Source organism: Pseudomonas sp. F1_0610, from assembly GCF_047470865.1.
In the GTDB taxonomy this organism is placed as follows: Bacteria; Pseudomonadota; Gammaproteobacteria; order Pseudomonadales; family Pseudomonadaceae; genus JAZDRH01.
Genome location: NZ_JAZDRH010000007.1, coordinates 76,026 through 99,580 on the forward strand (window position 1 = coordinate 76,026; position 23,555 = coordinate 99,580).

Consider the following 23,555-nt stretch of genomic DNA (forward strand, 5'->3'; position numbering starts at 1 on the left):
TTGTCTAAATTAAACTTAACGCCTTTGTGCCCTATCCAAGTCTTCACGCGCTTTACCGAGTTTACGTAAATTACGCTCTATAGCATCCCAGTCACGCTCCAAAATAGAACGGGCTAACGCAAACTCTAATTGAATAACTTTGTCTTGTTTTTGCTCAATTTTACGTTGTTGTTTATTCTGTCTAGACTGCTTGTAGGTAGCGCCTGTTGTGCCTGAATAAGCGTAGGAAGGCTGTGTATATTTATTAGCAGATATCTGGCATGCCTGAATAACACGCTCGATACTTTGCTCTAATGTTTTTTGCTTATGGTAGTTTCCATATGTATTAGAGGCTGCCAGCTGCTTCTCTAAATGGGCTAACTTTCTATTACATTGCTCATAGCCTTGGGCTTGAGCAGTCACGCTAAATAAACAGCTAAAGCATAAAAATACCGCCCAAGTCATACTACGCATACACAACCTATCTTATCCAATTGACTCCATTGATTGACTAGCTAGGCTCTGGATAGTTCCCTACAAATACTTATTTTCCTTTAAAAACAATACTTTACAATTTCAAAAGGTTTGTTTATTGAAAGCTTATACACATCTGCGTTAAAGTAATACTTTAATGTTCTACCTCTTAGGCATAGCCATGAATCCTCCAGTAGTAGTTGTAGCAGTAGTCGTAGTTGCTTAATTTTTAAGCTTCTTTTCGTAAACCGTACAGATAGCGCTTTAGCGTGACGGTTTTGCTGTAACTATTATTTTGGATTTTTCATATGACTATGTTGTCTTCTCGCTGGCAGAATTTTGCTAGTGTTTCATTATTCGTCCTGATTTGGGGCAGCTCTGCAATTTTTACTCGTTGGGGGCTTGATCAAAGCTCAGTTTACCTTCTATTGAGCTTGCGCTTTGCTTTGGCCTTATCTGCGCTATTTATTATCAGCCGCTTTAGCAAGCAACCTTTGCTTCCTCCTAAAGGCAAGCGAGCCATTGTGTTTAGCACCGGCTTTTTGTTAATTGCGCTTTACTCTATCACCTATTTTCAATCCATGGACCATGGCGTCACCCCCGGCTTAATAGCCACTATTATGGGGGCACAGCCCATTTTAACCTTGGCAATATCAGAACGACGTTTTTCCTTTTGGCGCCTAGCAGGTTTACTATTAGCTTTTGCCGGATTAACCATGGTGGTTTATCAAAGCCTAGTGCAAGCTAAACTCGCGCCTTTAGGCTTGATTTTTGCTTTTGCTGCCTTGCTATGTATGACCCTGGGTGCAATTTTGCAAAAAAGAGTGCAACTGGCTCCAAGCCAAGTGTTGCCTATGCAATACGTTATTACGCTAGTCATGTGCCTTGCTTTCATTCCTACTCAACCACTACACATTGAGTTTAACTGGATATTGCTTGGCAGCATCATTTGGTTAGGGCTAATCGTTTCTGTTATTGCTCAACTATTGCTGTACCGCATGATAGCTTCAGGCAACTTAGTTAATGTCACTAGCTTGTTCTATTTAGTGCCTGTGATTACCGCGTTATTGGATTACTTATTATTAGGTAATCGTCTATCCGGCCTTGCGATTGCAGGTATGCTTGCCATACTAATAGGTTTAGCCTTGGTCTTTAAAAGGTCCTAATAAACCAAAAAACGAAAGCCAGCATAAATGCTGGCTTTCCATAACTAAACTTGAATTACACCTAGCTATAACGCTGCTCTACTTGTTCAAGCAATGTTTTTATTTCAGGCCCAGCCTCTGTGATCGCCTTCTTGAAAGCGTTAATTGAGCCCCATATAAATAAAATAATCACATCATAGCGGTTTTTACTGACCTTTACTGAGTGCGCCAATAACAACTCTAATGCCGGCTTACTGGCAAATACATGTGGAATTTTCGCTTTAAAACAGCCATTTACACGTAGCATACAATCCACCACTAATGCAGCGTTCGCTTTTGTAATGCCATCTCGCAGCAACCATGTTTTTAAGAATTGCTGGTGTACCGACTGATGTTCATCGTCCAGTGTTTTTAAGTACTTCGCTAATAAGGGATAATAGTCTTTATCTGCCATAGCCAATATAAAGACCGCATAACTACTTGGCATAGCACAGTCTTCGGCTTCAGCATCGGTATACCATTCATACTCTGCCATTGCTGCTTTAGCATAGGTTGCCAGCGCTGGATAAACTTCAGGATATTGCGCAGCATTGGCAAAAAACTGCTGCGTTTTACTTTTACCAATTTTGTTCACTAAAAATTTAGCTTTAACTTTGCTGGAAAACTTAATGCAATAACTGCGAGGAAAACCAGCAGGAAACAACTTGCTTAAAAACACCAGTGCTTGTTCATAAGCCGGTGCTGTTTCTTGTTTGATTTTGATAGTCACTGTAGCCATTACGTCATTGGCTATGCACTGCAAATTTTCATTATTTAAGCTGATTAATTCTGTTGGTAATAAACCACTGCCTAGTTTTAAAATAGTTTTTGCTCGTTTATAGCCTAGCTCAGCGGCATAGCCTAAATGCTCAATGCCTCTATCTCGACTATAGCTAGCTTCATTTTGCAAAATTAGTTGGGCGATATAAACCAATAATTCAACAGCATCTTGATCTTTTTCATCAAAAGCCACTTCATTACGCTCACCAATATCTAAATCAGGCTTTAAACTAAAAAATAAATCGCTACGATTCAACCAAGGCTCTTCTAGATGATAATACTTTGGTAAAAATTCATTTTCTGCCCATTTATTTAGGCTATACAACAATTGAATGGTGAATGATCGGTAATGTTTTTTAGAAATCTTAACTAATATTTGCTTCACCACATGGTGAATAAAAGCATAATCCATTTCTGGATAAAGCTCGTATGAAACTAAATGGGGAATTAAAAAGAAAATATCCAGCTCTTTAGGCGGGTATTTACCTTGCATAATAGACTTTTCTATATAATCCGCAATAGTTGCTCTTAGTGCTGTTTTACGTGTTTCATTGCTGATAGTAATCAACAATGAGTTGGTTTCTGTGGGCACACCATATTGAGCAGGATATTTAAATTGTACAGATACCGTGTGCGCCCAGAACGGGTCGTTCTCTTGTGGCTTAAGCCAACTTACAATGCCAGCGGCTAATGCCTGTTTAAACGTTGGCATAGTTTGTGTTGTTAAATGCTCAATGCATGGAATTGTAACCTCATGATCACTGGAACTAAATGAGAGTTTTAACTGCATAAGCTCTGGATTAACCGTATTGGTAAAAAAAATTCCTAACTCACCAAAGAGTCCATCCTGCAAAGTGCTACGCGAAACAATAGACTCAGGCGTACCATTGAGCGTGGCTCGGGCTTTACTGACCAGAACATCTAATTCTTGACAAATTCTGCTAATAACCAGAGAAAAATCATTCATTGCCAGTAGTTTCCTATTTATATTTTTTGATTCAATACGTAATTATGGGCTGTAGTATAAGATCAACTTGGCGGCTGGTTCTTGTATTAAATCGAATATTTTTACTGCATTTTGCTTCAATAGCAGGCAACCATTAACCTTAGCCAAGGTCATACTAGAGTCTCAATCAGCAATGTTTTTCTTGAGTATTCATATGCAGCCTATTAATCTTCTTTGATCCTGTTACCCATCATGGTCTTATCTATTACCCAGCCTATGCTTAAGCGAATACTCAAAACACTAATCTACCTAGTGTTACTTCTTTGTCTGTTTACCGCAGGCTTAGTCGCTTATGTTTGGCATTACACAAAACCACGCACCATTGAACACGCTCAAGCAACAATAGTGCTGGGGGCAGCCGCTTGGGGTGATTATCCCTCACCTGTTTTTAAAGAACGCATCAACCATGCGATTCACATTTATCAGAATAAATTAACCCATAAATTAGTCTTTACTGGCGGAACTGTTAAACAAGGTTATGCGACAGAGGGCGAAGTAGGCGCACGCTGGGCAATACGTAAAGGCGTTCCTGAAAATGATATTTATATTGAAGGGACTTCACGCGATACATGGCACAACTTAAAAAATGCGCACGCTATTTTGCAGCAACACAATATCAACTCCGTAATTATTGTGAGCGACTCTTTTCATCTGGCACGGGCTAAGATAATGGCCCGTGATCTCAACTTTAAAGTACAGGTTTCCCCTACTCCCACATCGCGTTACAACAATTCAACCTGGACAGATAAACTTGGACTTTATATGCGTGAAGGCTATCTGATCCTCTTACATAAGTATCGTTATCTAACCGAAAGCGACTATTAGGCTGCTCTCTCCTTTCTGTTTTTATTCATAAAAGAGTGCTTGACCTTGCCATAATGGCAAGCTTTACACTCTTTTCACACCCCAAAAACAGGAGTAAATCTCATGGCAATTTTTATAGTAAAAGACATGACCTGCGGACATTGCAAAGGCGTAATTAGCAAAGCATTAGAAGCAGCTGGTGCACAAGTGACTATTGATTTGGCGACCCATAGCGTTGAAGTAGACGGTATAGATGCAACGCAAGCTTTTAACATTATTAAAGAAGAAGGCTATACACCTGAAGCTGAATAATCGTATTCTAGGTGATATTTTTTCGGACTACTCACCTATGAAGCTCCAGTTATCAAGCCTATTTTTAGCCAGCGCCTTAAGTTCATCAGTAGCTTTTGGCGCTGAGTTAAACCAAACAGTGCAAAACGAAGTAGATTATCTATTTTCTTACTTAAAAAACTCTAACTGTACCTTTAACCGTAATGGTAGTTGGTACAACGCAGAAGAAGCCGTTGATCACTTAACCACTAAGTATAATTATATTGTTCGCAAAGGTTGGCTAGACACAACCGAACACTTTATTGAACGTGCAGCTACTAAAAGCAGTATTAGTGGAAAAGCTTATTTAGTGAAATGTGGTGACACGGAAATGAAAAGTGCTGACTGGTTTCAACACGCTTTAGAAACTTATCGCAAACCACAAACGAAGTAATTTTAATTAGCTGCACTTTTAAAAATTGAGTGCAGCTAATTATTAGGTTTAACTATTTTTTTTATAAACAGCGGTTTTAGTTAACAGATCATGCAATGTGGTTTTCTTTACTAGTTTCCACACCACAATAGCAACAGGCACTGCATTAAGCACTGAGACTAAAACAACGCTAAGCCCAAAACCCACATCAACTTTCAACACACAAGCATAAAGCACAAAATAACCTGAGATTAACAAGGCACGTAGGCTGCTTTGTCTTAGGGTCAATGGATTAGCGTACTGATCGCGTGTGGTTAACTTAAATAGGTACTGCCCAACAGTCCCTTTGAGCTTAGGGATCACACTACAAATGGCACTATAAACGCCATACAGCACAAAGGTGCTAATGACAGGTTGTTCAACTTCAATATTTAAGATGCTGGCCAACTGAGAAACGACCACTATATACACCAGCCATATATCAAAGAAAAATGCCATAAAGCGATCAGTTAAAAAGGCAGGAGATAAATCCTCACGACTTATCTTATCAACTTTGCGCTCAGCCTCATGGACGCTGGTACTGACATTAGTGTATTTAAGGTCATTAGTTAAGCTTAGGCGATCTTCTAATGCATCAATTAAATCATCATAGAGCTCTGCGCCTATGGATTTTCGCAGTTCTTCATCAACATCCCAAGAAAAATAAGCATTGAGCTTCAATAGTAATTGCCGATCAAGCTTGATATGTGCACGATTTTTTCTTTTATGCTGAATATCTTGACCAAGGTTCTGAGCTACTGCAATTTGCAGTAAAGCAAAGGCTTGATCATCTAATAGCACTGGACTTTGTAATAAAAATTGCCATTGCTGGAAATCATTTTTTGCTTGACCATTTAACAGCAGTTGCTCAACTTGTCGTAATAGCTCATTCGCTTGCTCTATTTCCGCACTGTGCTCTACCACTTGCGCTGTATTTAAAACAACTTCTTGATTAGCCTGAGCATCCTCTGCAAACCACAGATTAACCTGTGCATACTTTTGCCAATCTAGCGACTGAGCCAGACTAGGATAAGCAATATCTTCTATTTCTACAGGCTCAGCTAATGCAGGTTCAACAGCATTAACAAGTAGTCTGCTTTCACCCAGCTGTAAAGCAGTCTGATAGGCCTGATGCAACTGCTGAAATCCCTCAGGATCGACATCAGGGCGCACTGCTTTTAATTGTTGAGCATAAGCCCTTTTAATTACACGCTTATCATCCGTAGGGGGTATTTTAAGAAGCTGCCAACAATTCATTAAAATAAACTCTCGCCTTCAATTTCATCCAATGCTCGACTTATCTGCTGACGCGCCTGAGCTATTTCAATTGCGTTTTGCGATTCTAGCGCTTTTTCAAAATACGCCATTAATTCAGCAATATATTCGCGCCTTGTACCTAAGCTACTTTCATACAAACGCTCACCACGTGCTAGTAAGGTGCGGTTCTCTTCACCTTCACGCGGATGAAACTTCAACTTAGCTAAGCGTTCTAGCGATGCTTGCTTGGTTTCTTCTGTTAGTGTGCCGGGAACGTGCTCAATAATTTTATTATAGGTTTTACCCGTAGACTGCACTGTGGCATCTACTTCCAGCAAACCATTCATATCGTAGCTATAGCGTATCTCAACTACCTCTTGCCCTTCTGGCAATGGCGTTACATCTACTAAAAGCTCACCCAAAAGAACATTTTTACGTACTAAACGATGCTCACCTTGATACACCCGAATACGCAGCTGATCTTGATTATCATAAGCGTTATACACCTTACGAGAAATACTTACAGGCACCGTCGTATTGCGCTCGATAATAGGCATAAAAAGATTACCTTGATCGGGGCTAGCTTCGTTAACTACGCCTGTACCTAAGGTGTAAGGGCATACATCTGTAAGCACTACATCTTCTAGTGCTTCATCACGCATGATTAACCCTGCTTGAATAGCCGCACCTGAGGCTACTACTGTATCAGGATCTAGATTAGCAGCGGGAAAACGCCCAAACATTTTCGCTATTGTTGAACGAAAGGCCGCTAAGCGAGTTGAACCACCAACTAGCAATACATCGTCGATAGCCGAGCGTTCTGTTTTAGAGTCGCGTAGTGCTCTTTCAATAGGCTGCTTAATTCTTACTAAAAGTGGTGTTGCAAGGCGAGCAAACCAGTCTAGCGTTATTTTTTGTTCAACACTTTTACTACCCAGCTCTAACTCAAGTGTCTGTTCTTGAGTCCCCAAGGCGCGCTTAGCCATTTCCATTTGACGATAAAGCTGTTGTAATTGGTTATCTACTAGCTCCTCACGTTTAACTCCATGCTCGTTAAGCACAGTTTCAATCATGGCATTGACAAAGTCTTCACCACCTAAATAGTTATCGCCTGCACTGGCATGCACTTCCATAATGCCATCAAAAAACTCCAATAATGACACATCAAAAGTGCCGCCACCTAAGTCTAAAATTAAGAACGTACCGTCGTTTTTCTCATGCAAGCCATAGGCCATAGCGGCTGCCGTTGGCTCATTAATTAAACGCTGAACTTTCAACCCTGCCAATTCTGCAGCCTGCTTTGTTGCTAAGCGTTGATTATCATTAAAGTACGCTGGCACACTGATCACAGCCTCGCTAACTGTTTCCCCCAAGAAAGCTTCTGCATCAGCTTTTAAGGCGCGTAATATCAGTGATGAAAGTTCAATTGCAGTAAAGTTTTGGTCTTTTAATTTAATGGAATAGTCACTACCCATCCAACGTTTAAAAGCTGCAATGGTTTTATCTGGATGGTAGAGCAAACGCTCCTTAGCGCTTTGTCCAACGATAACTTTACCTTCAGCATCTACCCCAACGACAGAGGGCGTCAAGAATTCACCTAACGAATTAGGGATTAATTTGACACCATCAGCCATCCAAACTCCACAGGCGCTGTTAGTGGTGCCTAAATCGATACCAATAACTCTCATCATCACCTCTTACACAAAAAACAATTAGCGCGTTATATTACACCAAGAAAACCACATAAACAGATACAAACCTTATAAAGTACTCAGTTTTGAAAATTAATGAACTAAAGCGCTAGCCTTTACAACTAAATATTCGTTAAATAAAGAATACTTAATTGCTTTCTATTAGGACCTTGTATGCACTTATTAAAATTAGCTTCATTAAGCTTAGGCTTACCTCTCCTCACAGCTTGCTCTCTTTTTTCATCCACCGCAGAGAATAATCCTCTACTCAATACACAACGCTTACAAGGTACATTAAATAAAAATATTGATAATTCTTGGACCTTAATTACTTGTGATAAAAAACAATTAAAGCTAACAGCCCATAACGAATATTTAGAAAACCTAAATACATTAGAGGCTAATGGCTCTTTTGTAGATATTGCTGGGCAATTAGAAGGTCACTCTTTTACTCCAGTTAAAGTGTATCGCACTCAGCGAGAAGGCTTTGCCTGCGATGATGCACGTTTTAAGCGCTTAATTCTACGAGCTATGGGTAACGAGCCAGCGTGGATTGCCACTATTGAAAACAATGGTTTTTTATTACAACGCTTAGGCGAACCTGCTCAGGCTGTTCCTTATATTGAAGAACAACTACCTAACGGCAATATCAATATCAGTGCCACTATAGATGGACAACCATTACAGCTTTGGCTAACAGAACAGCACTGTAACGACAGCATGGCGGATAACCAATATCACTTAACCGCTGAATTGCGTATAGGGCAAAACATAGAGCGCGGCTGTGCTTACTTCGGCTTACAACATCAATAATAGGATGCTTATACAATGAAAAAGATTTTATTCGCACTGACTTGCGTCTTTGCCACACAAACAGCTTTGGCGTTATCACTTAATGATATTAGCGCTGCTGATGCCAGCTCTACTGTTAAATCATTACTTGATCAAGGTACTAAAGTAGCAGTTAAACAACTCAGCCAACCAGGTGGTTTTAGTAACAATGATAAGCTACGCATTGAATTGCCAGGTAATTTTGGCAAAGCAGCCAAAACCTTAAAAATGATGGGACAAGGTAAACTAGTGGATGATGTAGAAAAGAGCCTCAACCTTGCCGCAGAAAAGGCCATTCCTGAAGCCCAAGCCTTGTTAACTCAAGCTGTTCAGCAGATGACCATTAAAGATGCGAAAGAGATATGGACAGGCCCAAACGATTCAGCTACACGCTACCTTGAGCGCACTAGTCGTAGCCAATTACGTGAGCGTTTAATGCCTATTGTCAGCCAAACTACCAAAGATGTAGGCGCTATTCAGCAATACAAGGCTTTAACTGAGCAAGCGGCAAATTTTGGAATTAAAACCAAACAATCTAGCGTAGAAAGCTATGTCGCAGATAAAACTCTAGATGGCTTATTTTCAGTCATTGCAGAACAAGAAGCCTATGTACGCAAAAACCCCAAAGAAGCTGCCAATAAAACCCTAGGTGTACTATTGGAAAGCCTTAAAAAATAGTTCTATTTGCGTTAAGTCAGCACATGGCTTAACGCAAACTTTTACATTCGATGTTGGTTTTATTTAATGAGTAAGTTATGTACTGTACCCATCCAGAGCTTGGCGGAAAAGTTATTATTTTTTTGAATGCTCGCCTAACCCCAAATGACTGTGAGCAGTTAAAAGACGTTTGTTCTCGCTTTATTCAACAAGAAAACAAGACCATTGAGTTAACCCAAGCCAAGGTGATTCATACAGATATTGGTGAGCCTACAGGTTGTGAGTTTTACTTTGAGGTGGACAATCTAGACGATCGACATATTAATTTCATTATTCAAATATTTACTAGCACCTTAGCACCTAAAGGGTCAAAAATCAGTATTTTTGAAAACTCCACTAAGGATTGCAAACAAGCTTTCTTTGGCAGTCAAGAAGGCTTGGCTCTCTACCTAAATGGTACTGACTTACCAAATGAAATCTATAAAAAATATAGTGCACTGGCTGTGTTTGAAGAGTGCGATCGCCTTCTACAGGCGCAAAATGCAGGCAATGTCTGCAGCATTTGGCAGGGCCCAACAGAAACGGCACTTTATATGTATGGCAATAATTTTACCATCATGCACGAAAGTATTGAGCCCTGTATAACAGCTTATCCACTCTGTCAAAAATCACGTTTAGCAACAGTCGCTTAACGCTGATGGCAAGCTAAGCCTAGCTTATACTTGCCACTCAATGGTAGATAAGCCTTGCTGGGCTAAAAACTTATTACAATGACTGAAATGCCCACAACCAATAAAGCCACGGTAAGCAGATAATGGTGAAGGATGCACGGACTCTAAAATCAGGTGCTTTTTGCCATCAATCAATGATTTTTTACTACGTGCATGAGCACCCCACAACAAAAATACAACATGTGCTTGCTGCTGACTCACGATCTCAATGATTTTGTCTGTAAATGGCTGCCACCCAGCATTAGCATGTGAGCCAGCCTGTTTATGTTCTACTGTTAAACTGGTATTTAACAAGAGGACGCCCTGTTTAGCCCAAGCTTCTAGGTTGCCATGCTGTGGAATATCAATATTTAAGTCGCGTTTTAATTCTTTATAAATATTAACTAACGATGGTGGAATATCCACACCATTAGGTACAGAAAAGCTCAAACCATGGGCTTGATTAGGGCCGTGATATGGGTCTTGCCCTAAAATAACAACTTTCACTTTTTGCAAAGGGGTTAAATTAAGCGCATTAAAAATTAACGATCCGGCTGGATAAATCAGCTTTCCTTGCGCCAATTCATCTCTTAAAAATTGGCTTAATTGCTGCATATAAGGCTGTTTAAACTCATCAATCAGCACATTTTTCCAGCTTGCTTCCAGCTTTACTTTATCTGCAATACTCATCTTCACTGCCTTGCTAAGCGCTTATTACTGTAAGGACCTTCACTGGTACTACGCACCGGATTGATATCCAAACCACCACGACGCACATAACGTGCTTCTACTTTTAAAGCGCTAGGTGAAAGCAACTTATAAAGATCTAAGAAAATACGTTCTACACATTGTTCATGAAAATCTTGATGCTGGCGAAAGCTAATCAAGTACTGTAAAAAACTAGCATGATCTAACCGCGGCCCATGATAACTAATGCTAATACTGCCCCAATCAGGCTGCCCAGTTACAGGACAATTAGATTTTAACAAATGACTATGAAAGGTTTCCGCGACCTGTAGGTGATGATCGCAGATTAATAGTTCAGCACTAGGTTCAGTGTATTGCGATACTTGAATGTCTAAATCATCAATACAAATGCCACGTAGTTGACTAATTCCCTTAGCGCTTGCCTGAGCAATACTCATTAACTCGCAACTAACAGGAGCGCCAGCGACTGCAGATAGGTCGCGCTCCAATACCTGCTGTAGCTGTGAAAAATCAGCAAACTGGCTTTGGTTAAAAGAATTCAAGTACAGTTTAAACGATTTAGATTCAATGATATTAGGCGAGTCGGCTGGGACAAAGAAACTGGCTACAGCAACTACTGGCTTGCCAGAGGGTAATAACCATGACAGCTCATAGCAGTTCCAAATATCAACCCCTTTGTAAGGGAGCGTTTGAGCGGTTAAGTTAAATTCTTCCCATTTAGTTTGACGTGATATTGGAAACAACAAACTTGCATCATAATCACTGACGTACGCGCTCACTTTCCCCAATGGTGAACTGTATGCTGGATGATCCATAGTCTTACCTTAAAACTAAAAACGACAGTATAAAGCTTTATGCATCCTTACGGACAATATGATATTTGCGCATTTTCTCCACCAAGGTGGTACGCCCCATGCCTAATAGCTCAGCAGCATGCGCAACAACTCCCGAAGTACGCTGTAAAGCTTGCTCAATAATTTCCTGCTCTAGATTAACCAAGTAGCGGCGCAGATCTATTCCCTCTTCAGGTAAATAAAGACCTTCGCTGATTGGCTGTAAAGCAGCTATTAGCTCTTGTTGCTCAATGGCGTACTCACTAGCACCTCGATATTGCTCTGGCAATTCACGTAAGCCTATCACACCATGTGGATATAGGGTTGCCATACGCTCTATCAAATTGGCTAACTCACGCACATTACCTGGCCATGAATATTGGCACAGCGCCATAATGGCGCCTGAGTTAAAGCGAATTGAGCTACTTTTATTTTTTTCAAGGCGCGCCACCAACTGATGAATCAGTAAAGGGATATCTTCTAAACGCTGACGTAATGCAGGTATGTGCAAAATATGAGGAGCTACTAATGCAAGCAGCTCTGTGCTAAATAACCCCTGCTCAGCCAAAGCCAATATATCGGCATGATCGGCTAAAATAATACGCACATTAGTTGAATTAACCTGTACACCACCAACGCGTACAAACTGGCTAGAACCAATCACTTGTGCAATCTGTTGCTGCACCGTTAAAGGCAATGCGCTAATCTCATCTAAATACAAGGTGCCCTGATTGGCTAATTCAAAATAACCTTGCTGAGACGCTAAGTCCGTCATAGCAAGTCCTTGTTTATAGCCAAAAAGTAATGCTTGAATCACATCTACTTCTACGGCCGCACAATCTAAAACAACAAAAGGATGATTTCGCCGCAAGCTTTGGTTATGAATATTGCGAGCAACAACTTCCTTACCAACCCCTACCTCACCTAATAACAACAAGGATTGGTTTGTATCAGCTAGTTTTTGTAACTGCTCTCTAACTTGGCTAATTGCTTGGCTTGTTCCCACTAAGTTACTAAATAATTTAGGGCTGCCTATGCTTAATGGCTGATAAATATCACTATATACATAAGCGCGATGCAGTGCATCAATCAAGCTATGATAGGTCAATGGGGTAGGAATTTGCTGCAAAATACGCTGGCGCATGGGTAATGGCCAGTGCACTGTAGCTACAGAGTCGATCAGTAGAATGGGCAAGTGTGAGTTACAATGATCTATAGCGTAAATTAATGGAAAGTATTGGTTTTTTTCTATTTTACCTATAACCGCACAGAGTAATTTTTGCTGCCTTGCAATAGCCTGTTCGAGATTATCTAAGGCCTGTTCTTGGCTGCTTGCAATAACTTGCTTGCCAATAAACTGAAATAATCGCTGTAAATATGCTCTTTCTTGCTCATCATCTTCAATGATAAGAACAAATGAATCACCTAACATGACTTATCCTTCCCTAATAGAAAGAATATTTTAAGTTGTTTGTAAGATAATTTCTGAGCTTTCCATGTGAAAATTTGTTACAAAAAAAAGCCCCGCTAAGCGGGGCTAAAACCAATAGAAACTCTGAACAACTAATACAACTTAGAACACATACTGCAAACGCATAGTGATGGCATCCCCTTTACGATCATCATTAGCGTTAGCTGAATGCTTGTCGGTTTTGGCTTTTAGGTAATCTGCTGAAACGCGGATAGCTTCATTAGCATACCAGTTAACGCCTAGCGTATGACCACGCGCTTTAGTGTTATAGAACTCACCTGTTGTGGTATCAAGGTCTGCTTTTTTCACTTTAGCATCATCATAACGATAGAACACTTCCCATGCGCCATAGCTGTTTTGCGGTTTAATTGAGTCAAATTTACCGCCATCTAATTTATAACCACGCGCTTCACCTGTAATGGTATAGGCAAGTTGTACGTTATAGGCTTCAACTTTACGATCTTTGTAGCCTGAGCCCGACTTAGCGCCCATCTTACGACTAATATACTCACCCTGAGCCGAGAACGGACCGTAAGCATATGCGGCTTCTAAGCCCCAAACACTATCTTTATTGAATGCAAATGCTTTGTCGCCATTCGCATCAACGTACTCTCCCGTTTTAGCAAAGACTGGACGGTGGCCATTTTTTTTGTCTTCGGTAGTGCCACGTACGCCCATACGGCTTTTGATGCTACCGTCATAGTCTAGTTTTTGACGGGTTGCATAGTTGATACCAAAATGCAGCACGTTACCGGCTTCTGCCATTGGTGCAAATACCGCACGAATGTTATAGGTGTTTTTATTTTTACCATTGGCATCTTCTTTGCCTTTTGGACGGTTAACACCTGCAGAAGCATAGAACATATCAGCAGCCGTACCACTTAGCTGAATACCCATGCCATCATCTTTATCATTAACCCAGCTGGCATAGTCATAAATCATTGAACGCTCAATGGCTGTAATCCATTTTGAGCTAGTGGCTTTCTCCAAGCCAAAGTCAGGATCAAAACGACCTACTTTGATGGTTACAGGAAAGCCTGTGTACGCAATAGAGGCTTCATCCCACTTGCTGCTGCCATCTTCTGCAAAATCAAGATTAAATACATATTTCCAATCCTGATAGGCAGTACCTGAAAGCTCTAAAATCGCGCGACGAAAATAAGCTTCATTCGCTGTTTTACCGTTCTTGGTGTATACGCCATCAAACTGGCCATAGTCAGCCTGAATACGTCCGCCAATTTTAAAAGAGAATTGGTCATCAACCGTCTTGGCTTCAAAACCGCCTTTTGTTTTGATTTTAATATCAGGACCGTCTGTAATGACGTTACCTGCTATGGCTTGAGTTGAAACTGCCATAGCTAATGCACTGAAACCGAACCCTAGTGTACGTAGAAGACCTAGCTTGTTGCTGATCATTGATGATTCCCCTTAGTTGGCAAAAAACCAAAACATCTTTGTGTGTTGGTGTTGGGCACCATAATCGGGGAATTGGGTTACAAAATGGTTTCTGTAACATGAAGAATTAGTGAACGAGAGATTGCATTTTCACTACAAATCAACCATTTGTAGCACATCATAACCTGGAGTTTCATAAGGATGTGCCTGTTTTAATGCAGCAATGACCGCACGAATATGAGCCTCTGGCACCACCATTTCAACACACCACTCCGGCACAGTTTCCACAATGCCTTGCGTACCTATAAAGGGGTGGCTATTTTCTAGCGGGCGAAATTGCCCCTTACCTAAGGTCTGCCAACAACACTTGTCATAATCACCAATGGCGCCAGCACCTGCTGCAAATATCGCTTCCTTAACCGGTTCCAAATGGCTGTCTGGCACATAGAAGCACAACTTATACATAGTTCACTCTTTTATTCTAAAAATAACATTAGACCGTTAGTTTATACTGACAAACTAACAGTCTACTGGGTTAAATAGTTACACTTTAAGTCGTTGCGCATGATAAGCGATATGCTCACCCATAAAAGTCGCAATAAAATAGTAGCTATGGTCATAGCCTTGCTGTAGCCGAATACTGTGATCTATTCCTTGCTGCTGACAGGCACGCGCAAGTAACTCTGTTTTTAGTTGCGTATCTAAAAAGTTATCTGCCAGACCTTGATCAACCAATAAACCATCAACTTTTGCTCCCGCTTCAATTAAAGCAACAGCATCATATTCGATCCATTGTTGCTTATCGTCACCTAAATAGGCAGCAAAGGCCTTTTCGCCCCAAGCAACTTGGCTAGGTGCAACAATAGGCGCAAAAGCAGAAACACTGACAAAGGCTTGAGGGTTGCGCAAGGCCAATACCAAAGCGCCATGCCCTCCCATTGAATGGCCGAAAATAGAGCGCTTATCTAAAGCATTAAATTGCTTACAGACCAAGTCATGCAGCTCATGTAACACATAATCATACATCTGATAATGATTGACCCAAGGTGTTTGGGTAGCATTGACATAAAAACCAGCGCCCTGCCCTAAATCATAGGTTTGATCGTCGGCAACATTATCACCTCTTGGGCTAGTATCTGGCGCAACTAAAATAACACCATGTTCAGCGGCATAGCGCTGAGCCCCCGCTTTAGTAATGACATTTTGCTCATTACAGGTTAACCCTGAAAGCCAATATAAAACAGGCAAAGGCTGAGATTGGGCTTGCTCTGGCAAGAAAATAGCAAACCGCATATCACACTGAACCGTTTTTGCCGCATGCTGCCAAACTTGCTGGCTGCCACCAAAGCAAGCATGTTGTTCAAGCAAAGTCATCAAATAACTCCTACCCTACGCGGAACAGCGCGCCTAAGTTAAATATACCTAGGTGCAATCTATTAATAATGAATTACTGTACGAATAGACTTACCTTCATGCATCAGGTCAAAGGCTTGGTTGATCTGATCTAACGTCATGGTATGAGTTACAAAAGGCGCCAGCTCAATATCGCCTTTCATGGCATCCTCAACCATAGCTGGTAACTGAGAACGTCCTTTAACACCACCAAAGGCGGTACCTTTCCATACACGCCCAGTCACCAACTGGAAGGGGCGAGTTGAAATTTCCTTGCCAGCACCAGCAACACCAATAATCACAGACTGCCCCCAGCCGCGATGCGCACTCTCTAAGGCTGCACGCATAACATCAACATTGCCGATGCACTCAAACGTATGGTCAACCCCCCACTTGGTCATTTCTACCAGTACTTGCTGGATAGGTTTGTCGTAGTCTTTTGGATTAATACAGTCTGTAGCACCAAAGTGTTTCGCCAGTTCAAATTTTGCTGGATTAGTGTCAATTGCAAAAATTCTTCCTGCTTTCGCTTGGCGCGCACCTTGCACCACGGCTAAACCAATCCCACCTAAACCAAATACAGCCACTGAGTCGCCTTCTTGTACTTTAGCTGTGTTATGTACTGCACCAATACCTGTAGTAACACCACAACCTAACAGGCAAACATGCTGAGCATTTGCGTCAGGGTTAATCTTGGCTAAGGAAACTTCCGCTACTACGCTGTACTCACTAAAGGTGGAGCATCCCATATAGTGATAAACAGGCTCTCCGTTATACGAAAAACGAGTAGTGCCATCGGGCATTAAACCTTTACCTTGTGTTTCACGAACAGCAACACAAAGGTTAGTTTTACCCGATTTACAGAAATCACATTCTTTACATTCAGCGGTATACAACGGGATAACATGATCTCCTACCTGTACACTGGTTACCCCTTCACCTACTTCAACAACAACACCAGCCCCTTCATGCCCTAACACAACAGGAAAAATACCCTCTGGATCTTCACCTGATAAGGTATAAGCGTCAGTATGACAAACACCTGTATGACTAATTTTAATCATAACTTCGCCTTTCTTCGGCGGTGCAACATCAAGCTCAACAATTTCTAGTGGTAAGCCGGGACCAAAGGCAACTGCAGCACGCGATTTCATAATTTTTCTCTCATAAATGATCAGCTTATTTTAAATAAGCTCGGATTAATTCAATGGTGTCATTCACAGACGAGTGTATTTGTGTTGATCTAGCCTGAGATTCATCCATGAAAGTTTCGCGGATATGGCTCTCTAATACTTGAGCCATTAATCCGTTAGCTGCACCACGCACAGCCGCTATTTGCTGCAAGATAGAACGGCACTCCGTCTCGGCTTGTAAAGCACGCTCAAGCGCTTCAATTTGCCCCTTAATGCGCTTAACACGAGCAAGCACTTTTTTCTTTTCTTCAGGAGAGCTAGGCATAAGTATTCTCTTTTTAACTGAAAACGAGCATAACCTATTTAGTATCAAACAGTAAGTATACTGGGGTATAGTATATTTAGAAAGAACGTTATTTAAGATAAGCTGGCAAAAAAAGGCCAGATAGCATCTACTATCTGGCCTTTTTTAACCTTTATTTAGCTAGCTATACTTTACGTAGAATCACGCTACCCACTGAATAGCCTGCGCCAAAAGAGCTAAGCACACCATAAGCACCACTAGGTAAATCTTCTTGATATTTATGTAACGCAATAACTGAGCCCGCTGAGCTAGTATTGGCATAGGTATCAAGAATAACAGGCGCTTCACTGTCTGTTGCATCACGCCCTAATAAACGACGGGTAATTAGCAAATTCATATTAAGATTGGCTTGATGCAGCCAAAAACGCTTAACATCTTCAACAGCAATATGATTCGCTGCTAAATGTTCACCAATAATCTGCGCCACCATTGGGCATACTTCTTTAAATACTTTACGCCCTTCTTGCACAAAGAGCTTATCTTTAGCGCCAATGCCAGTTTCATCTGCACGGTTTAAATAACCAAAGTTATTGCGAATATTATTGGAAAAACTGGTAACTAGCTTGCTACTAATCACTTCCCACTGGCAGTTTGAAGTAGCTTTCTCTGCCTCTTCAAAGATCACAGCAGTACAAGCATCACCGAAAATAAAGTGGCTGTCACGATCACGGAAGTTGAGATGTCCAGTGCAGATTTCAGGGTTAACCATCAAAATGCTACGTGCGCTACCCGCCTGAATAGCATTGACTGCGGTTTGCATACCAAAAGTAGCAGATGAACAGGCCACATTCATATCAAATGCAAAACCATTAATGCCCAGTTCTTGTTGCACTTCAATCGCCATAGCTGGGTATGGACGTTGCATATTAGAGCAAGCGACAATCACCCCATCAATATCAGCCGCGGTACGACCTGATCGTTGCATGGCTTCTTTGGCGGCGGCCACAGCCATTTGACACATTACACTAGGCTCGTCATTGGAACGCTCAGCAATATGCGGAACCATGCGTTTAGGATCTAGAATGCCTGTTTTATCAATTACAAAACGGCTTTGAATACCTGAAGCTTTTACAATAAATTCTGAGCTAGATTCACGCGCAGGTTCAATTTCACCTTGCTCAATTGCCTGTGCATTTTCCGCATTAAACAGCTGAACCCACTGATTAAAAGCAGCCACTAATTCATCATTTGAAATACTTTGGCTTGGAGTGAACAGTCCCGTTCCGCTAATTACGACTTTTTTCACAGTAAGTCCCCTGTTATGCAACTATAAAGCATTAACCTTATAGTAAATGAGTTAAGTTGTGGCTGACCCATGCCAACCACTGACATTTGATTATTCGCTAACTTCCACTACGCGCAGTTCTTTTGGCATTGAGAAGGTAACATTCTCTGGTCTGCCATCCAGCTCAGATACGTCCTCAGCACCCCAAGCTTGCAGCTGCTTAATAACGCCTTGCACCAAGATTTCAGGGGCAGAAGCGCCCGCGGTTACACCTATAGCCTTAGCCTTGGCAAACCATGTTTTCGATAAGTCTTCAGCACCATCGACTAAATAAGCAGGTGTTCCTATACGCTCAGCTAACTCACGTAAACGATTTGAGTTAGAGCTGTTTGGGCTACCCACAACTAGAACAACATCACATTCACTAGCAAGTTGTTTAACCGCATCTTGACGATTTTGTGTGGCATAACAAATGTCATCTTTACGTGGCCCCATAATCGCTGGGAAGCGCTGACGTAAAGCGTCAATAACGCGACTGGCATCATCCATTGAGAGTGTTGTTTGGGTAACAAAGGCTAGGTTATCAGGGCACTTTACTTCAAGTAGAGCAACATCTTGCTCATCTTCTACAAGGTAAATATGACCGCCATTACTGCTGTCATACTGCCCCATTGTCCCTTCTACCTCAGGATGTCCCTGGTGTCCAATCAACACACAATCACGCCCTTCTCGACTGTAACGCACCACCTCAAGATGTACTTTGGTAACCAACGGACAGGTTGCATCAAATACTTTTAAACCACGACGTTCAGCTTCATCACGCACAGCTTTAGAAACACCATGTGCACTAAAAATAACTATATTGTCATCTGGTACTTGATCAAGCTCATCAACAAAAATAGCACCTCGATTACGCAAGTCTTCAACCACAAATTTGTTATGCACTACTTCATGACGTACATAAATAGGCGGTTCAAATACTTCAAGAGCGCGGTTGACGATTTCGATGGCGCGATCTACGCCCGCACAGAATCCACGAGGATTAGCCAGCTTAATTTGCATGTACAGACTCCTAACGCGTAAAACTATGCGTTGTGGACATCAATAATTTCAACATCAAAGGTGATTACTCGCCCTGCTAGTGGGTGATTAAAATCCACTGTTACCTGAGTGTCATCAAAGTCTTTAATGACACCTGGTAATTCACCCTTGGCTGCATCTTGGAAGATAACCAATATGCCATGATCTAATTCCATATCTGTAAATTGGCTACGCGGCATTACTTGCACATTCTGCGGATTGGGTTGCCCAAAACCTTGCTCTGGTTGAATCTCGAAGCTGCGCTTATCGCCAGCCTTCAAGCCATAAAGCTGCTGCTCAAAACCTGGTAATAAACTACCATCACCCACGGCAAAGGATGCCGCTTCTTTCTCAAAGTTACTATCGACTACATCGCCATTATCTAATTTCAAAGCAAAATGCAGTGTTACGCGGCTTTGTTCGCCAATACGTTGTTCATTCATTTGTTCTCTCCAACAGCTGCACTGCCTTTAGTTTTTGAGCCTTTAAACATATCAATAATTAACATAAAGGCTCCAATACAAATGGCTGTATCTGCTAAGTTAAAGGCAGGGTAATACCATTGGTCTTTCCAATGCACCAACACAAAATCAATCACGTGCCCTAACAAGATACGGTCATACAGATTACCTAAAGCACCACCTAAGACTAAAGCTAAAGCAATAGCAACCCAGGTTTCATGAGATTTTAGGCGCTTTAGCCAAACAACTAAAACAGTACTTACAGCAAGGGCGATAAGGGCAAAAAACCAACGCTGCCAACCGCTTTCGTCAGCTAAGAAGCCAAAAGCGGCGCCTTTATTATATAAGCGTGTCCAGCTAAAAATATCTGGAATCACACTAATCTGTTGGTACATCTCTAGGTTAGTGTCGAACCAAAGCTTGCTCACCCTATCCATAATAAAGGTGACAACGCTAATCCATAACCATGGCAATTTGCCCAAAGCTGCTTTCATACTGCTTCCTTAAAAGACTGAAAATGTCACTACCTAAGCGTAGTGACGTACCTCACCAGTGCCTTCGATATTATCAACACAGCGGTTACATAGCTCAGGATGAGCAGCGTTACTTCCTACATCCCCACGGTGGTGCCAGCAACGACCACACTTGGCATGGTTTGACTTGACAACCTGCAGGCGTAAATTGCTAAGTTCAGTCAAAGTTGCTGTCTCAGGCGCACTCGCTAACGGCGCTATTGTGGCCGCTGAGGTGATTAACACAAAACGCAATTCATCTTCTAAGCGAGCCAGTAATTGGGTTAAGGCTTCATCGGCATAAAGAGTCACTTCAGCTTGTAAATTTCCACCAATGGCTTTATTCGCACGTTGATTTTCTAGCTCTTTGTTTACGGCGGTTTTTACTTGCATTAACTGCTCCCAGAATGCACGGTCAAAACGACTATTCGCATCCAGTTTAGCTAAGCCTTCGTACCATGTATTAAGCATGACTGACTCATTACGCTCACCTGGTAAAAACGCCCAAATTTCATCTGCAGTAAATGATAGAACTGGCGCAATCCAACGTACAAGTGCCTCGACAATGTGATACATCGCCGTTTGGCACGAACGACGCGCCAAACTGTCTACGCCTGTGGTGTACTGACGATCTTTAATAATGTCTAAGTAGAAACCACCTAGCTCTTGTACACAGAAGTTGTGCACTTTTTGATATACATGGTGGAAGCGATATTCGGTATAAGCGCTTTGTAATTCTTCTTGCAAGCATGCAGCCGCATCAACTACCCAACGATCTAAATCTAGCATCTTATCGTTAGCCACAAGATCTTTCGCCGGATCAAAACCATTGAGGTTTGAGAGTAAAAAACGTGCTGTATTACGAATACGACGGTAAGCATCGGCACTGCGTTGCAAAATAGTATCAGAAACTGCCATTTCACCTGAATAGTCAGTTGAGGATACCCAAAGACGTAGAATATCGGCGCCTAGTTTATCAATCACTTTTTGTGGTTCAATAATATTGCCCAGTGATTTTGACTGCTTACGCCCTTGCTCATCTACAGTAAAACCATGGGTTAGCAAGCTTTTATAAGGCGCATGCCCATCAATGGCGCAGCCTGTTAGTAAAGAGGAATGGAACCAACCACGATGCTGGTCAGAACCTTCTAAGTACAGGTCAGCTACTGGACCTTGCTGATGCGCAATAGGGTGTGATCCGCGTAATACATGCCAATGTGTAGTACCAGAGTCAAACCATACATCAAGTGTATCTGTTACTTTTTCGTATTGTTCCGCCTCTGCGCCAAGTAACTCGGCAGGATCTAGCTTAAACCAAGCCTCAATGCCTTCTAACTCTATGCGTTTGGCTACCTCTTCCATTAAGGCAACAGTATTTGGATGCAGCTCTCCTGTGGCACGGTGTAAGAAGAAAGGAATAGGAACGCCCCAGTTACGCTGACGAGAAATACACCAGTCTGGGCGATCAGCAATCATATTATGCAAACGCGCCTTACCCCATGCAGGCGTGAAAGCCGTACTATCTACGCCTTCTAATGCGCGCTCACGTAAGGTTTTGCCTTGTGCTGGCTGCTTATCCATGCCAACAAACCACTGCGCTGTAGCACGATAGATCAAAGGTGTTTTATGGCGCCAGCAATGCATATAGCTGTGGTTAATAGGCTGGTGTTTTAGTAAAGCGCCTACTTCTTCAAGCTTAGCAACGATATTGGCGTTCGCTTTCCAAATAAACTGTCCACCAAAAAATTCAAGGCTATCCACATACACGCCATTACTTTGCACTGGGCTAATAATGTCATCATTGGTCATGCCATAGCGTTTACAGGTATAGAAGTCATCTTCACCATAAGCAGGCGCTGAGTGAACAATACCTGTACCTGAATCTAACTCAACATATTCTGCAAGGTAGGCTGGAGATAAACGTGCATAAAATGGATGTTGGAAATTGATAAGCTCTAGCGCTTCACCTTTAGCACGAGCAACCACCTTACCTTCTAAACCATAACGCTCTAGGTTAGTTTCAACCAAGGTTTCCGCTAAAATCAGATACTTATCACCTACATCAACCAGTGCATAATCTGCTTCTGGATGAATATTTAGGGCTTGGTTAGCCGGGATCGTCCAAGGGGTAGTTGTCCAGATAACAATTTGGACTGGTTTATCTAACTTAACAGCAAAGGCACTAGAAAGTTTTTCAACATCAACACAGCTAAAACCTACATCAATAGCATCTGATGTTTTGTTTTGATACTCAATTTCAGCTTCAGCTAAGGCTGAACCACAGTCAAAACACCAGTTAACCGGTTTTAAGCCTTTAAATACAAAACCACCTTCCACTAACTTTGCTAAAGCACGTACTTCACCTGCTTCATTGGCAAAGTTCATTGTTTTATATGGGTTATCCCACTCACCTAAGACGCCAAGACGAATAAAGCCCTGCATTTGCTCAGATATTTGCCCAGACGCATATTCACGGCATAGCCCACGCACTTTATCTGCAGGTAAGTTTTTACCGTGTTGTACTTCTACTTTGTGCTCAATCGGCAGACCATGACAATCCCACCCAGGCACATAAGGTGCATCAAAACCTGCAATCGTTTTGCTGCGAACAATAATATCTTTGAGAATTTTATTAAGCGCGTGACCTATATGAATTGCACCATTAGCGTAAGGAGGGCCATCGTGCAAAATAAAACGTGGGCGACCTTTTCCGATGTTACGCATTTTTTGGTACAGATTAATGCTGTCCCAATACTCAAGCATTTTAGGTTCACGGGTTGGAAGACCCGCCTTCATCGGGAATGCCGTTTCCGGCAAATTCAGTGTCGCTTTATAGTCGGTCATGTTTGTTCTCAAATCGCTTATA

General features: G+C 41.7%; 24 protein-coding genes. 7 read left to right on the forward strand and 17 right to left on the reverse strand.

Going from position 1 to position 23,555, the window contains the following annotated elements; translation table 11 throughout:
- Positions 1-15 precede the first annotated feature (15 nt).
- Positions 16-453 carry a DUF1090 family protein gene (locus tag VQ643_RS05925; RefSeq protein ID WP_414198403.1) on the reverse strand — a complete coding sequence of 146 codons (438 nt, stop codon included), beginning with the start codon at positions 451-453 and terminating at the stop codon, positions 16-18.
- 308 nt (positions 454-761) lie between these two features.
- Here VQ643_RS05925 and VQ643_RS05930 point away from each other — a divergent pair, with 308 nt between their 5' ends.
- A complete protein-coding gene (locus tag VQ643_RS05930) occupies positions 762-1,619 on the forward strand; it encodes a DMT family transporter (protein ID WP_414198404.1) in 858 nt (285 codons plus the stop codon).
- A 61-nt stretch (positions 1,620-1,680) separates the two neighbouring features.
- Here the strand turns inward: VQ643_RS05930 and VQ643_RS05935 are convergent, their stop codons facing one another.
- Positions 1,681-3,384, reverse strand: a complete 1,704-nt coding sequence (locus VQ643_RS05935; RefSeq protein ID WP_414198405.1) for a DUF6138 family protein — start codon at positions 3,382-3,384, stop codon at positions 1,681-1,683.
- A 231-nt stretch (positions 3,385-3,615) separates the two neighbouring features.
- Between VQ643_RS05935 and VQ643_RS05940 the strand changes: the two genes are divergently transcribed.
- The 3 genes from VQ643_RS05940 (at position 3,616) to VQ643_RS05950 (ending at position 4,951) form a co-directional block, all read left to right on the forward strand.
- Positions 3,616-4,248 (forward strand): YdcF family protein, encoded by a 633-nt coding sequence (locus VQ643_RS05940; RefSeq protein ID WP_414198406.1) that lies wholly within the window; start codon positions 3,616-3,618, stop codon positions 4,246-4,248.
- Between the two features lie 102 nt (positions 4,249-4,350).
- Positions 4,351-4,539, forward strand: a complete 189-nt coding sequence (locus tag VQ643_RS05945; protein ID WP_414198407.1) for a heavy-metal-associated domain-containing protein — start codon at positions 4,351-4,353, stop codon at positions 4,537-4,539.
- Between the two features lie 37 nt (positions 4,540-4,576).
- A complete protein-coding gene (locus tag VQ643_RS05950; protein WP_414198409.1) occupies positions 4,577-4,951 on the forward strand; it encodes a DUF5329 family protein in 375 nt (124 codons plus the stop codon).
- 48 nt (positions 4,952-4,999) lie between these two features.
- Here the strand turns inward: VQ643_RS05950 and VQ643_RS05955 are convergent, their stop codons facing one another.
- Entirely contained in the window at positions 5,000-6,226 is a 1,227-nt protein-coding gene (locus VQ643_RS05955; protein WP_414198411.1) for an RDD family protein, read from the reverse strand.
- Positions 6,226-7,917 carry an Hsp70 family protein gene (locus VQ643_RS05960; protein ID WP_414198412.1) on the reverse strand — a complete coding sequence of 564 codons (1,692 nt, stop codon included), beginning with the start codon at positions 7,915-7,917 and terminating at the stop codon, positions 6,226-6,228. The genes VQ643_RS05955 and VQ643_RS05960 overlap by 1 nt, the downstream gene beginning before the upstream one ends.
- A 174-nt stretch (positions 7,918-8,091) precedes the next feature.
- Between VQ643_RS05960 and VQ643_RS05965 the strand changes: the two genes are divergently transcribed.
- The 3 genes from VQ643_RS05965 (at position 8,092) to VQ643_RS05975 (ending at position 10,097) form a co-directional block, all read left to right on the forward strand.
- On the forward strand, positions 8,092-8,730 hold the full coding sequence (locus tag VQ643_RS05965) for a COG3650 family protein (RefSeq protein WP_414198413.1): 639 nt from the start codon (positions 8,092-8,094) through the stop codon (positions 8,728-8,730).
- A gap of 15 nt (positions 8,731-8,745) precedes the next feature.
- Entirely contained in the window at positions 8,746-9,426 is a 681-nt protein-coding gene (locus VQ643_RS05970) for a DUF4197 domain-containing protein (protein WP_414198414.1), read from the forward strand.
- 77 nt (positions 9,427-9,503) lie between these two features.
- Positions 9,504-10,097 (forward strand): hypothetical protein, encoded by a 594-nt coding sequence (locus VQ643_RS05975; protein WP_414198416.1) that lies wholly within the window; start codon positions 9,504-9,506, stop codon positions 10,095-10,097.
- Positions 10,098-10,121: 24 nt separating this feature from the next.
- Here VQ643_RS05975 and ung read toward each other — a convergent pair whose 3' ends face one another.
- The 13 genes from ung to ileS form a co-directional block, all read right to left on the reverse strand.
- Positions 10,122-10,805, reverse strand: coding sequence for a uracil-DNA glycosylase (ung, locus tag VQ643_RS05980; protein ID WP_414198419.1), 684 nt, complete (start codon positions 10,803-10,805; stop codon positions 10,122-10,124).
- Between the two features lie 2 nt (positions 10,806-10,807).
- Positions 10,808-11,638 carry an NADPH-dependent 7-cyano-7-deazaguanine reductase QueF gene (gene queF / locus VQ643_RS05985; RefSeq protein ID WP_414198421.1) on the reverse strand — a complete coding sequence of 277 codons (831 nt, stop codon included), beginning with the start codon at positions 11,636-11,638 and terminating at the stop codon, positions 10,808-10,810.
- A gap of 37 nt (positions 11,639-11,675) precedes the next feature.
- Positions 11,676-13,088 carry a sigma-54-dependent transcriptional regulator gene (locus VQ643_RS05990; protein ID WP_414198423.1) on the reverse strand — a complete coding sequence of 471 codons (1,413 nt, stop codon included), beginning with the start codon at positions 13,086-13,088 and terminating at the stop codon, positions 11,676-11,678.
- Between the two features lie 141 nt (positions 13,089-13,229).
- Positions 13,230-14,543, reverse strand: a complete 1,314-nt coding sequence (locus VQ643_RS05995) for an OprO/OprP family phosphate-selective porin (protein WP_414198424.1) — start codon at positions 14,541-14,543, stop codon at positions 13,230-13,232.
- Positions 14,544-14,675: 132 nt separating this feature from the next.
- Complete coding sequence (locus tag VQ643_RS06000; protein ID WP_414198426.1) at positions 14,676-14,987, reverse strand: NGG1p interacting factor NIF3; 312 nt, start codon at positions 14,985-14,987, stop codon at positions 14,676-14,678.
- 78 nt (positions 14,988-15,065) lie between these two features.
- Positions 15,066-15,896 carry an S-formylglutathione hydrolase gene (fghA, locus tag VQ643_RS06005; RefSeq protein WP_414198428.1) on the reverse strand — a complete coding sequence of 277 codons (831 nt, stop codon included), beginning with the start codon at positions 15,894-15,896 and terminating at the stop codon, positions 15,066-15,068.
- A gap of 62 nt (positions 15,897-15,958) precedes the next feature.
- Positions 15,959-17,068, reverse strand: coding sequence for an S-(hydroxymethyl)glutathione dehydrogenase/class III alcohol dehydrogenase (locus tag VQ643_RS06010; protein ID WP_414198429.1), 1,110 nt, complete (start codon positions 17,066-17,068; stop codon positions 15,959-15,961).
- A 25-nt stretch (positions 17,069-17,093) separates the two neighbouring features.
- Entirely contained in the window at positions 17,094-17,372 is a 279-nt protein-coding gene (frmR, locus tag VQ643_RS06015; protein WP_414198431.1) for a formaldehyde-responsive transcriptional repressor FrmR, read from the reverse strand.
- Between the two features lie 163 nt (positions 17,373-17,535).
- The gene (locus VQ643_RS06020) at positions 17,536-18,657 is read right to left on the reverse strand and encodes a beta-ketoacyl-ACP synthase III (RefSeq protein ID WP_414198432.1); all 1,122 of its coding nucleotides are present in this window, start codon (positions 18,655-18,657) and stop codon (positions 17,536-17,538) included.
- A gap of 90 nt (positions 18,658-18,747) precedes the next feature.
- Entirely contained in the window at positions 18,748-19,698 is a 951-nt protein-coding gene (gene ispH / locus VQ643_RS06025; RefSeq protein WP_414198433.1) for a 4-hydroxy-3-methylbut-2-enyl diphosphate reductase, read from the reverse strand.
- Between the two features lie 23 nt (positions 19,699-19,721).
- On the reverse strand, positions 19,722-20,159 hold the full coding sequence (gene fkpB, locus VQ643_RS06030) for an FKBP-type peptidyl-prolyl cis-trans isomerase (RefSeq protein ID WP_414198434.1): 438 nt from the start codon (positions 20,157-20,159) through the stop codon (positions 19,722-19,724).
- The gene (lspA, locus tag VQ643_RS06035) at positions 20,156-20,671 is read right to left on the reverse strand and encodes a signal peptidase II (RefSeq protein ID WP_414198436.1); all 516 of its coding nucleotides are present in this window, start codon (positions 20,669-20,671) and stop codon (positions 20,156-20,158) included. The genes fkpB and lspA overlap by 4 nt, the downstream gene beginning before the upstream one ends.
- Positions 20,672-20,704: 33 nt before the next feature.
- Entirely contained in the window at positions 20,705-23,533 is a 2,829-nt protein-coding gene (ileS, locus tag VQ643_RS06040; protein WP_414198438.1) for an isoleucine--tRNA ligase, read from the reverse strand.
- Positions 23,534-23,555 lie beyond the last annotated feature (22 nt).